Below are 12,223 nucleotides of genomic sequence, written 5' to 3'. Positions count from 1 at the left end.
CGAGGACGTAGGGGATTTCCACATCTTTGAAACCCCGGACCTGAGGTTCCGGACCCTAGATGTAGAACTCTATGGAGTCATAGGGGCTGGCGTCCCCGGTATTGAGCAGGCTGAAGAAGTTGCGCAGGATGCGGTCCATCTGGCGGGTCTCGGTGAGGAAGGCGTCGTGGCCGACCGGGGAGACGATCTTCGCCATCGCCAGCAGGTTGCCCAGGTTTCGGGAGAGGTGCTCCTGCTGGTGGTAGGGGTAGAGGATGTCGGTGTCCACGCCGGCGACCAGGGTGGGCACCTTGATGGCCTCGAGGGCCTTGTTCAGGCCACCGCGGCCGCGTCCGACATCATGGCGGTTGAGGGCGTCGGTGAGAATGACATAGGAGCCGGCGTCGAAGCGGCTGGTCAGCTTCTCCGCCTGGTAGTCCAGGTAGGATTCCACCGCGAACCGCTGGGTCGGACTGCGGTGCGCGCCGAAGGGGTTCTCCCCGCGCTGCGCCGAGGTGCCGAAGCGCTCGTCGATCTCCTGCTCGCCGCGGTAGGTCAGATGCGCGATCCGGCGGGCGGCGCCCAGGCCCGTGGCGGGATTGCAGCCGGATTCGTAGTAGTTGCCCTCATGCCAGTGGTGATCGTTTTCAATGGCCTTGATCTGCGCGGACTGGATGCCTATCTGCCAGGCGCTGGCTCGCGCCGAGACCGCGAGCACCGCGGCGGCGTCGACGACATCGGGGTGCAGCGCCGTCCACTCAAGTGAACGCGCCCCGCCCATGGAACCGCCGAGCACGGCGGCCACCGAGGTGATGCCGAGGCTGTCAAGGAACTGCTTCTCGACGTTGACCTGGTCACGGATGGAGATGGCAGGGAAGCGGTTGCCCCAGAAACCACCGTCGGGATGCCTGCTTGAGGGCCCGGTGCTTCCACTGCAGCCACCGATGACATTTGTGCAGACCACGCAGTAGTGGTCGGTGTCCAGGGCCCGACCCGACCCGATCAGGTCACCCCACCACTGCGCCGCATCGGAGTCGCCGGTCAGCGCGTGCTCGACCAGGATCACGTTGCTGCGCCCGCGGGCGTCCTCGGTGTACTCTCCCCACCGGTGGTAGGCGATGGTCACCTCCGGTATCAGGGCCCCCGCCTCGGTTCGGACATCGCCGATCGGCTGAAGGTTCAGCTGGGCTTCGGGCGCAAGTTGTGGCATCGGGGGTGACCGCCTTCTGTGTGGGTGGGAGCTCCGGTCAGTTTAACTGGACAGCTCGGTCTAGTCCAATGACCGGATCATCGGGACGTGTGTCAGATCGCGGCGAAACCCCTTTCGAGGTCGGCGATGATGTCCTCGATGTTCTCGATTCCCACCGACAGACGGATGGTGGACTGCGTGACTCCGGCGCGGGTCAGTCCGTGCTCATCGGACTGGGAATGCGTGGTCGTGGCGGGGTGGACCACGAGCGAACGGACGTCACCGATGTTGGCGAGGTTGGAGTGCAGCTTCAGGGCGTCGATGAACGCCCAGGCGCGGTCCTTGCCGCCGTCGATCTCGAAGGAGAGCACCGAACCGGTGTACTTCAATCCCAGCTTCTCCTTGGTGGCGTACCAGGGTGACTCCGGGAAACCGGCGAAGTTGACCTTGGTCACCTTGGGATTGTCCCTGAGGAACTCGGCGACCCTGATCGCATTCTCATTGTGCCGCTCGATGCGCAGGGAGAGGGTGTCCAGGCCCTGCGCGGTGACCCAGGCGTTGAAGGGGGAGGGGGCGGCGCCGGTATCGCGCAGCAGTCCTACCCTGGCCTTCAGTCCGAAGGCGGGCGCTCCGAGATCGGCGTACTTCAGGCCGTGGTAGGCGGGGTCGGGGGAGGTGAAGTCGGGGAAGACCGGGGCGCCGTTGCGCTCAACGGTCCAGTCGAAGTGGCCGCCGTCGGTGAGCGCTCCGCCCAGGCCGGAACCGTTCCCGGTGTAGAACTTGGTCAGTGAATTGACCACGATGTCCGCGCCGAGTTCGATGGGGCGGGCGATGGCGGCGGTGGCCACGGTGTTGTCCACAATCAGCGGGACGGAGTCGCGGTGTGCGATCTCGGAGATGGTGGGGATGTCCAGGACATCGGCGAGCGGGTTGGCGAAGGTCTCGCCGAAGAATGCCACGGTGTTGTCCCTCACCGCGGCCTGCCATGCCTCGGGATCGTCCGGCTGCTCGACAAAGGTGAATTCGATGCCGAGCCGGGCCAGGGTGACCTGGAAGAGGGTCTCGGTGCCACCGTAGAGGCGTGCGGAGGTGACCACGTGGGAACCCGCACGGGCGAGGTTGAGGATGGCCGCGGTGGTGGCTGCCTGCCCGGAGGCGAAGAGCACGGTGTGGCTGCCACCCTCCAGGGAGTTGATGCGGTTTTCCACCGCCTCGACGGTGGGATTGGTCAGGCGGGAGTAGACGGGGCCCGAATCCTCGAGGGCGAAACGCTGCTTGGCGTGCTCCGCCGAATCGAAGACATAGGCGGTGGTGAGGTAGATGGGCAGGTTTCGGGCCCCGGTGTCCGAATCGACAGGCTGGCCGGCATGGATGGATCGGGTGCTGAATCCCCAGTCCGCGGCATTGGAATTGTCGTACTTCTTGGTCATGGTTCCATCCTCAGGTTTGTCATGGTGTCCGCGCCCGGGGATTAGGGTGTGCCGGGCGCACTCCCGACAACACTACTGAACAGCTTGGTCTAGTTCAAGGGTACCGCTCTGTTTGTTTACGGTCCGGGGTCAATCGCCGGGGTTAGCCGTGGGGGACTCCCGGTGATCACGGCCCGAGTGCCGGTTCGACCTGCGTGAATTCGACCAGGCGCGGATGACCAGCGCGGCGACCGCGAGGATACCGGCGCCGCCCAGGATCAGGTATTGGACCGGGATGGGGCGGGCGCGGTCGATCTCATCGATGCACTCCTGGAAATCATCACGCAGCCCCAGCTGGATGGCGTTGAACTCCTCCGAACGCTGCGCGAAGGTGTCCGTGCGGATCTCGGCGATCCTCGTTCCTCCGGCCTGCCGGAGCTGCTCGAGGACACCGGCCGCGGGATCATCGGTGATGGCGTCGACGGTCGAGCGTGCCTCGTCGTAGCTGTACTCGGTCTTGTACTGCGCGGCCGCATCCGGATCGGTCACCTCCGGGACCAGCATCGCCAGTCCCTCGCCGGATCCCAGTGAGTCCAGCCGCTCCTGCAGCTGGGAGGGGCCGGGGCTGCCTGTTGCGATATAGGACTCGATATCGGCCCTTATCCCCGGATCCTGCGCGTCGAGTTCATCGAGGCGCCGGTTGCGCACATCGCCTTCGAGATCATCCCAGAACTCCACCACCGGGGAGGTCCGGGCATCGGCCACGACGCATGTCCGGTTGTCCACATCGGCCGTGATCGTCCTTGCGGAGGCGGGGATCGGGGATCCCAGGATAAGCAGGGTCATGAGGGCGGGAAGAAGACGGTGACAACGCATTCCCCCATTATCCACCCACGCGAGAGCGCCCCGCATCCGGATGGTTGCGGGGCGCCTGTTGCGAGGGGTGCTAGCGCTTAAGGGAATCGATGATCTCGTTGAACTCCTCCACCGGGCGCATCACCGCGGTGGTCCTGTCGTCGGAGGGCTGGTAGTAGCCACCGAGATCCACGGCCGGTCCCTGTACGGCGATCAGTGCGGAATCGATCTCCTTGGCACCGGCATTGAGCGCCTTTGCGATGGGCGCGAAGGTGGCGGCCAGCTCCGGATCCGCGGTCTGGGCGGCGAGCTCATCGGCCCAGTAGGTGGCCAGCCAGAAGTGGGATCCGCGGTTGTCAATCTCGCCGACCTTGCGCGAGGGTGACTTTCCCTCGTTGAGCAGCTTCTCCGTGGCGGTGTCGAGGGTGTCTGCCAGCACACCGGCCTTGGCGTTGCCGTGGTTGTTAAGCTCATGGCGGAAGGACTCGGCCAGGGCGAGGAACTCACCGAGGGAATCCCAGCGCAGGTGGTTCTCCTCCTGCAGCTGCTGGACGTGCTTGGGCGCGGAACCACCGGCACCGGTTTCAAAGAGTCCGCCCCCGGCCATCAGCGGGACCACGGAGAGCATCTTCGCGGAGGTGCCCAGTTCCAGGATGGGGAACAGGTCGGTGTTGTAGTCGCGCAGCACGTTGCCGGTCACGGAGATGGTGTCCTCACCGCGGCGGAGACGATCGACCGAGAGCTGGGTGGCCTCTACGGGGGAGAGGATCTGAATGTCCAGACCCTCGGTGTCGTGGTCCCCCAGGTACTTCTTCACCAGTGAAATCAGGTTGCGGTCGTGGGCGCGCTCGGGATCGAGCCAGAACACCGCGGGCATTCCCGACAGGCGGGCGCGGGTGACAGCGAGCTTGACCCAGTCCTGGATCGGGGCGTCCTTGGTCTGGCAGGCGCGCCAGATGTCGCCCTTTTCCACCTCATGCTCGATCAGGACATCGCCGTTGGAGGCCAGGACCACGACACGGCCGTCGGATTCGATGAGGAAGGTCTTGTCGTGGGAGCCGTACTCCTCGGCCTTCTGTGCCATCAGGCCGACGTTGGGAACGGTGCCCATCGTCGTGGGATCGAAGGCGCCGTGGACGCGGCAGTCATCGATGACCACCTGGTACACGCCCGCGTAGGAGGAATCCGGGATGACCGCAAGGGTGTCCTGCTCCTGATCGTGCTTGTTCCACATGTGTCCGGAGGTGCGGATCATCGCGGGCATGGAGGCGTCGACGATCACATCGGAGGGAACGTGCAGGTTGGTGATGCCCTTGGCGGAGTTGACCATGGCCAGATCGGGTCCGCCCTCGATCGTCTCCTCAAAGGCCGCCCTGATCTCCGCACCATTGTCCAGCTTCTCCAGACCGGAGTAGATCGCGGCCAAGCCGTTCTCGCCGTTGAGTCCGGCCGCCAGCAGTTCATCGCCGTAGGTGGCGTAGACGTCGGCGAAGTAGGCGCGGACGACATGGCCGAAGATGATCGGGTCGGACACCTTCATCATGGTGGCCTTCAGGTGGGCGGAGAAGAGGATGCCCTCATCCTTGGCGCGCTTGACCTGCTTGAGCAGGAAGGCGTCGAGTGCGCGGGCGGAGAGCACGGTGCCGTCGAGCACCTCGCCCCTGAGCAGCGGGAGGGATTCCTTGAGCACGGTTTCGGTGCCATCGGCGGCGATGTGCCGGATGCTCACGGTGTCGGCGTCACGCATGATCACGGACTTCTCGTTGTGGCGGAAGTCATCGGAATCCATGGTTGCCACATTGGTCTTGGAATCCGCGGACCATGCGCCCATGCGGTGGGGGAACTTCCGGGCGAAGTTCTTCACCGCCCGCGGTGCGCGGCGATCGGAGTTGCCCTCGCGAAGGACCGGGTTGACGGCGGAGCCCTTGACGGCGTCATAGCGCGCGCGGATGTCCCTGTCCTCATCGGTGGAGAGGGTGTCGGGGTACTCGGGGAGATCGTAGCCGTGGTCCTGCAGTTCCTTGATGGCTGCCTTGAGCTGCGGTACCGATGCGGAGATGTTGGGAAGCTTGATGATGTTGGCTTCCGGGGTCTTCGCGAGCTCACCGAGTTCGGCGAGGGCGTCGGAGACCTTCTGGTCCTCCTTCAGCAGGTCGGGGAACTGGGCGAGGATGCGGCCTGCGAGGGATATGTCGCGGGTCTCGACCTCGATACCCGCAGTGGCGGCAAATGCCTCGACGACCGGCTTCAGCGAGTAGGTGGCGAGCAGCGGCGCTTCGTCGGTGCGGGTCCAGATAATCTTTGACATGAGTCTCCTTGTGTATGTGGGCTCTTTTGTTCAGATACCAAGAATACCGCGCCGTGGTGGCGCCGGTACCCATGGCAGCCATGTACTAACCCCGTTTCCATGAGGGGTGGGTCACGGTGTTCAGCCGCGCATGGCCACGCCGAGTTTCCAATAGCCCATGAAAGCGACCTGGGAGCGGTGCAGACCGTGGTCCCGGACCAGCGCGCGGCGCAGCCGGGTAACCACACCGCTTTCCCCGGCGATCCAGTAATAGGCCCCGGAAAGGGTGGTGTCCGGGACGATTGATTCACCGGCACCGGAAAAGTGCGGTGTCTCCCACAGCAGCCCGTCTGCGGTGTCCGCAGCGGGGACCGGGGCGTCGTCAAGCCGGGTGCCCAGATGAGAGAGTACCGCGGGGGTGAGTGCCTCCCCGTGGGCCGCACCCGAGCGCGGCAACCAGCGGACATCGACACCGGCGGGGGCGTCGATGTCGAGTATGTCCGCGGCGGTGGGCACCTCAATGAAGGCGGCGCCGGATACCGTCTCGCCGTGCAGATCCTCCAGGATCCGCGCGATCGCCGGGGCCGCGGTCTCATCGCCGGCGAGCACGATCGACTCCGCACTACCGCGGTCGAACTCGATGCCACCGGCGGACTCCGCGCCGCGCAGCGGGGCGACGATCAGGATCTCATCACCCACCCCTGCCGCGGCGGCCCAGTTCGCCGCCGGTCCGCTCAGGCCCGGCTCCATGTGGAGGACGAAGTCCACGGTCAACTCGGTACTGTGGTCATCCATTTCCAAGAAGCGGATGGAGTAGGTGCGCATGGCACCGCGGGAACCCTCGGGAAGGGCCAGCCAGTCGTTGTACCAGTCCCCGGATCCCGCGATCGCGGGCAGCTCGGCGCAGGGGGAGGGGAAGATCAGTTTGATGCGTTGATCGAAGACCGCCGTGCGGGCGCCCACCCGCGCCATGTCCGGGCCCCCGAAGGTGATGCGGATGAAGCTCGGGCTCAGCCTGTCAACGCCGAGCACCCTGGCGCGGACCGGTCCGTAGGGGGCAGTGCTCATATTTACTCCTTCATCGTGTGGTGCGGATATGGTGGCGGCCCATCGGCATGACCAGCGGGCTGCCGGAGACCGGGTCCGTGATCACCTGTGATCTCACGCCGAAGACCTCCGCCATGGCGGCTTCGGTGACCACCTCGGCCGGGGTTCCGGAACTGTGGATCCGGCCGTCGTGCATGGCCACCAGCCAATCGGAGTAGCGTGCGGCGAGGCCGAGATCGTGGAGCACCATGACGATGGTGGTGCCGCGCTGCTGGTTGAGGTCGGTGAGCAGATCCAGGACCTCCAGCTGGTTGGCAATATCGAGGTAGGTGGTCGGCTCGTCCAGCAGCAGGATGTCGGTGTCCTGGGCCAGGGCCATGGCGATCCACACGCGTTGGCGCTGACCGCCGGAGAGCTCATCGAGGGGCCGTTCGGCGAGTTCGGTGGTGTTGGTGATCTCCAGTGCGTTGGCCACGACCTCATAGTCACGGGTGGACCAGCGCCCCATCAACCCCTGGTGCGGGTGGCGCCCGCGTCCGACGAGATCGGCGACGATGATCCCCTCGGGCGCGACCGGTGTCTGCGGCAGCAGGCCGAGCGTGCGTGCCAGCTGCCTGGAACGGTGCTCACCGAGCGAGACGCCGTTCAGAAGCACCTCACCGCTTCTCGGGACGAGCAGACGTGCCAGCGCGCGGAGCAGTGTGGACTTTCCGCAGCCGTTCGGTCCGACGATGGAGGTGATCGCGCCGGGGGCGATGTCGAGACTGAGATCGGTGATCACGGGGTGCTCGCCGTAGCCCAGCGAGATCCCGCGGGCACTCAACTGATTGTCAATGGTCACAATGAGCTCCCTGCCCGGTTGCTTCGAATGAGGAGATAGATCAGGAAGGGTGCCCCGAGCGCACCGGTGACCACACCGACCGGATAGCGGGTACCCAGGAAGTACTGTCCCAGAAGATCCGCGGCCAGCACCACGATGCCCCCGATCAGGGCCGAGGGGACCAGTAGCGAGGAGCCGGGGCCAACAATCCGGGCGGCGATCGGACCGGAGACGAAGGCCACGAAGGCGATCGGGCCGCATGCCGCGGTGGCCACGGCGATCAGCGCCACCGCGGCGATGATCACGGTGATGCGTGTCAGACCCACGGGAATGCCCAGGGAGGTGGCCGTGTCATCGCCGAGCCGCAACACATTGAGGTTGCGCGAAAGCAGCAGCATCAGCGGCAGCAGCACCGCCGCGGCGATGATCAGCGGAAGGGCACGCTCCCAGGTCGCGCCGTTGAGCGAACCACTCAGCCAGCGCATGGCGGTGGGCAGATCCCAGGTGTCGGCCTTCGACAGCGCGTAGGTGACCATCGAATTCAGCATCGCCGCCACACCGATACCGATGAGGATCAGCCGGGTTCCCGCGAAACCGCCCCTGAAGGAGAGCAGATAAATAAGCGTTGCGACGCCCAGTGCCGCACACATGGCCACCATGGAGGTGGCCGTCTGACCGAGACCGAAGATGACGATGGAGATCACCCCGGCTGCCGAGGCCCCGGCGGAGATTCCGATGATGTCAGGGGAGGCCAGCTGGTTTCTCAGCAGTGTCTGGAAGGTCACACCCGCGGCGCCGAAGGCCAGGCCCGAGATAAGACCCATCACCGCGCGCGGAAGCCTGAGCACCCCCACCGCGTAGCTTGCGCCCGGGACCTGCTCACCGGTCAGGACGTCGATGACCTGGGCGGGGGAGTAGACGACCTCCCCCCACATCAGCGAGAAGCAGAACAGTGCGAGGAGCAGGACCGCCAGCGCACCGGTGATAAGCGCACGGCGGTTGGCACGCGAGCGTCGGGCCGCCCGCAGAGTAGGTGTCGCGGTCACAGGTCCCTCACCTTCTGCCTGCGGACAATCCAGATGAACAGGGGAGCACCGATCAGTGGCATGATGATCCCCACTGCGACCTCGCTCGGTCTGGTGATCACCCGACCGAGGGTGTCCGCGAGAAGGATGAGCACCGCACCGCTGAGTGCGGAGGCGGGCACCAACCAGCGGTGGTCGGTTCCGACGATCAGGCGGCACAGGTGGGGAATGATCAGACCGACGAAGGCGATGGGTCCGGCCAGCGCGGTTGCCACCCCGCACAGCAGCACCGCACCGGCGGAGGAGACCAACCGGGTGCGCAGAACATTGACACCCAGCCCGGTGGCGACCTCATCGCCCAGGGCCAGGGCGTTCATCCCCGCCGCGCTGAGCCAGCAGATCAGGAAGCCGAGGATGAGAAACGGCGCGGCCATGGTCATCCTGTCCCACTCCGCGCCGCCGATTCCCCCGATCTGCCAGAAGCGAAAACTGTCCATCACCTGCACGCGGGGCAGAAGAACGGCGCTGACCAGTGCGGACAGTGCCGCGGAGGTGGCAGCCCCCGCCAGCGCCAGCTTCAGGGGTGTGGCGCCGCCGCGGCCCAGGGACCCTACGGTGTAGACGAAGACGGCCGCCGCGGCGGAACCGATGACGGCCACGATCATGGTGGCCACCGGATTACCCAGACCGAAGAAGGCGATCCCGATGACCACCGCCAGGGAGGCGCCGGTGAGAACACCGAAGATCCCGGGGTCGGCCAGCGGATTGCGGGTGACCGCCTGCATGGTCATCCCGGAGACCGCGAGGGCCGCACCGATGACGATCCCGAGCACGGTTCGCGGAAGCCGTTTCGCGGCGGCCGCCTGCTCGGTGGTCGAGGTCGCGCCGAGCAGCGACTGGAAGGCGTCGGTGACCGAGATGGACCTCACGCCGAACATCAGCGAGGCGATGCAGGCCAGGCCCAGGAGTAAGAAGAGAATGAAAATGAAACCGACACGGCGGCCCGCCCGGGGCCGCGGGGGCACAACTGTGGCCATGACGGGTTACTTGAGTGCTTCCTCGAGCTTGGCGAAGTAGTCCTCCACACCCCAGGGGATGGACAGCGGCGACGGGGTGGCGGACGCGGCGAGCGGGCCATCTCCGAGGAAAACGATCCTGCCCTCCGCGATCGCGGGGATCCGCGAGAGCAGCGGATCCGCCTGCAGCGCCTCGAGGGTCGCGCGGTTGGTCGCCTCGTCATCGGAGCCGTAGGTGATGATGAAGTCCACATCATCGAACTGCTCCGGGTTCTCCGCAGAGAGCTGCTCATAGAAGCTCTCCGAACCACCGGAGGACTTCAGGACCTCGGCCTCGTTGAAACCGGAGTCCAAGAGGAAACGGACCCTGGGGTCGACGGCGGTGTACACGCCGACCTGGGAGAGGTCGTTGGCATCGAAGAAGGCGAACACCGGGGTCGAACCCCTCAGGGCGGGGTGGTTGTCCATGGCCGTGGCGATATCGGAGTTGATCTGATCGATCAGTGCCTGGCCCTCGGCCTCCTTGCCCAGCGCCCTGGAGTTCATTTCGATCGTCTGATCAAGGGTGGTGCCCCACGCGAGTTCGGGGTAGGCCACGACGGGGGCGATCTGGGAGAGCTGGTCATAGTCCTCCCGCGTCATGCCGGAATAGGCGGCGAGGATGACATCGGGCCGGGTGTTCGCGATCTCCTCGAAGGGGAGGGAATCGGTGGCGTCGAAAAGCACCGGCTCCTCGCCGCCCAGCTCGTCCAGCTTCTCCCGCACCCACGGCAGGACGCCGTCATTGTCATCATCGCCCCAGGTCGCCCTCTCCATGCCCACCGGCGTGATGCCCAGGGCCAGGGGCACCTCATGGTTGGACCAGGCGACCGTGGCGACGCGCTGCGGGGCGGACTCGATGGTGGTCGAACCGAATGCGTGCTCGATGGTGACGGGGAAGGCCTCGGAGGAGGACGCCGCGGAGGTACCCGAGGTGCTCGCCGATGTCGATGTTCCCTCGTCGGAGGAGCATGCGGCCAGCGATACGCTCAGCGATGCGGCCAGTAGACCTGCGAAAATGCGGTTTCTACGCATGTTTTCTCTTTCCGTGTTCGTGGTCGGCACTAGGATGTGGCGGCTCATCCGGACCCGTTACGGGTCGATGGGATCAAGCCGAAGCCGACTTAGATTAGCACAACCTAATAACGCTGGGGAATGGTGCGTGTCACATGCGCGGGCCGCGCAGCGACCCTGCCACAGACTCGCCCCGCGGGCTGCGGACGCGGCGGGGGTCTCCGATAGGGTGTTCCCACATGCAGAAAAGAGGGAGAAAACCGGTCACCGTGATCACCCGTACCGAGCCAGGGGACGGGCGGGTTTCCCATAGGCGGATCCACCGCAGCCCCCTGCCCAGGCAGACTGAGATCTCGGAAACCCGCCGCTACCTGGTGATGATCGCCATGGCTCTGGGTGGATTCGCCATCGGGGTGACCGAGTTCGTCTCCATGGGGCTGCTGTCCATGATCGCACGGGACTTCTCCATCACCGAGGAGCGCGCGGGACTGATCATCACCGTCTACGCTCTCGGCGTGGTGGTTGGTGCCCCGCTGATCACCGCCTTCACCGGCAGGGTGCCACGACGCAGACTGATGCTGCTGCTGATGGCGGCCTTCGTCGCGGGCAACGCGCTGTCGGTGGCCGGTGGCAGCTACGAGGTGCTTCTGCTCGCCAGATTCATCGCCGGTCTGCCCCATGGCGCGTACTTCTCCGTGGCGAGTCTCGCGGCGGCCTCCATGGCACCGGAGGGGCAGCGCGGCCGGGCGATCGCCTTTGTGGGAATGGGTCTGTCGGTGGCTACCGTGATCGGGGTGCCGGCGGCCCAGGCACTCGGCGACGCCCTCGGGTGGGCCTTCGCCTACATTCTGGTCACCGTGATCGGCATGGTGACACTGGTGGCACTGTGGTTCCTTTTTCCGCACATGACCGAGATGAAACCGACCTCGCCCATGACCGAACTCGGAGCGCTGAGAAGGTCCCAGGTCTGGCTGACCCTGGCCATCGGCGCGGTGGGTTTCGGCGGCATGTTCGCGGTCTACACCTACATCTCCTGGACCATGACCGAACAGGCAGGGGTGCCAGGATCCCTGATCTGGATCGTGCTGATGGCCTACGGGCTCGGCATGATCGGAGGCAACATCGTCGGAGGCCGGATCGCCGATTGGAACGTGGACAGGGGCATCCTCGTCGCCCTGTGCTGCATCGTGGTGGCACTGTTGAGTTTCTATTTCACCTCGGGCAATGCGATCGCGGGCACCCTCAACTTCGGCCTGATCGGATTTTTCGGCTCCACCCTGATCCCCTCCCTGCAGATCCGGCTCATGGATGTCGCGGGACGCGCGCAGACATTGGCGGCCTCGCTGAATCAGTCCGCACTCAACATCGGCAACGCGGTCGGGGCGTCGATGGGCGGTGTGGTCATCTCCCATGGTTACTCCTACAGCGCACCGGCGCTGGCCGGCGCGGGCCTCGCGGTTGCCGCCATCGGCATCTGGACACTGATGGTCTGGATGCAGTCGCGCCCCGGGAGGTGACTGCGTCCGGGGGTGATTGCGCACCG

10 protein-coding genes are annotated in these 12,223 nt (G+C 65.6%); 1 reads left to right on the top strand and 9 read right to left on the bottom strand.

Translation table 11 applies throughout. The features are described 5' to 3' along the window. Positions 1-55 precede the first annotated feature (55 nt). The 9 genes from metX to B7E02_RS11895 form a co-directional block, all read right to left on the bottom strand. A complete protein-coding gene (gene metX, locus B7E02_RS11935) occupies positions 56-1,189 on the bottom strand; it encodes a homoserine O-acetyltransferase MetX (protein ID WP_080796354.1) in 1,134 nt (377 codons plus the stop codon). A 92-nt stretch (positions 1,190-1,281) separates the two neighbouring features. Beyond that, positions 1,282-2,598: an O-acetylhomoserine/O-acetylserine sulfhydrylase gene (locus B7E02_RS11930; RefSeq protein ID WP_080796352.1), complete on the bottom strand. Its 1,317-nt coding sequence runs from the start codon at positions 2,596-2,598 to the stop codon at positions 1,282-1,284. A 129-nt stretch (positions 2,599-2,727) separates the two neighbouring features. Next, positions 2,728-3,423, bottom strand: coding sequence for a hypothetical protein (locus B7E02_RS11925; protein WP_245802268.1), 696 nt, complete (start codon positions 3,421-3,423; stop codon positions 2,728-2,730). 100 nt (positions 3,424-3,523) lie between these two features. Then, complete coding sequence (locus B7E02_RS11920; protein WP_080796348.1) at positions 3,524-5,740, bottom strand: NADP-dependent isocitrate dehydrogenase; 2,217 nt, start codon at positions 5,738-5,740, stop codon at positions 3,524-3,526. Between the two features lie 120 nt (positions 5,741-5,860). Beyond that, entirely contained in the window at positions 5,861-6,787 is a 927-nt protein-coding gene (locus B7E02_RS11915) for a siderophore-interacting protein (RefSeq protein WP_080796346.1), read from the bottom strand. 10 nt (positions 6,788-6,797) lie between these two features. Next, entirely contained in the window at positions 6,798-7,607 is an 810-nt protein-coding gene (locus B7E02_RS11910; protein ID WP_080796344.1) for an ABC transporter ATP-binding protein, read from the bottom strand. Beyond that, entirely contained in the window at positions 7,604-8,632 is a 1,029-nt protein-coding gene (locus B7E02_RS11905) for a FecCD family ABC transporter permease (protein ID WP_080796342.1), read from the bottom strand. The genes B7E02_RS11910 and B7E02_RS11905 overlap by 4 nt, the downstream gene beginning before the upstream one ends. Further along, on the bottom strand, positions 8,629-9,549 hold the full coding sequence (locus tag B7E02_RS11900) for a FecCD family ABC transporter permease (RefSeq protein ID WP_425429807.1): 921 nt from the start codon (positions 9,547-9,549) through the stop codon (positions 8,629-8,631). The genes B7E02_RS11905 and B7E02_RS11900 overlap by 4 nt, the downstream gene beginning before the upstream one ends. 105 nt (positions 9,550-9,654) lie before the next feature. Next, a complete protein-coding gene (locus B7E02_RS11895) occupies positions 9,655-10,701 on the bottom strand; it encodes an iron-siderophore ABC transporter substrate-binding protein (protein WP_080796338.1) in 1,047 nt (348 codons plus the stop codon). Between the two features lie 218 nt (positions 10,702-10,919). On the opposite strand from B7E02_RS11895, the gene B7E02_RS11890 reads away from it, so the two are divergent. Continuing rightward, entirely contained in the window at positions 10,920-12,197 is a 1,278-nt protein-coding gene (locus B7E02_RS11890) for an MFS transporter (protein WP_080796337.1), read from the top strand. Positions 12,198-12,223 lie beyond the last annotated feature (26 nt).

Source organism: Corynebacterium pacaense (assembly GCF_900169525.1).
Classification (GTDB): domain Bacteria; phylum Actinomycetota; class Actinomycetes; order Mycobacteriales; family Mycobacteriaceae; genus Corynebacterium; species Corynebacterium pacaense.
Note: the sequence above shows the minus strand (reverse complement) of the source record. Positions and strands in the feature narration are given on the sequence as shown.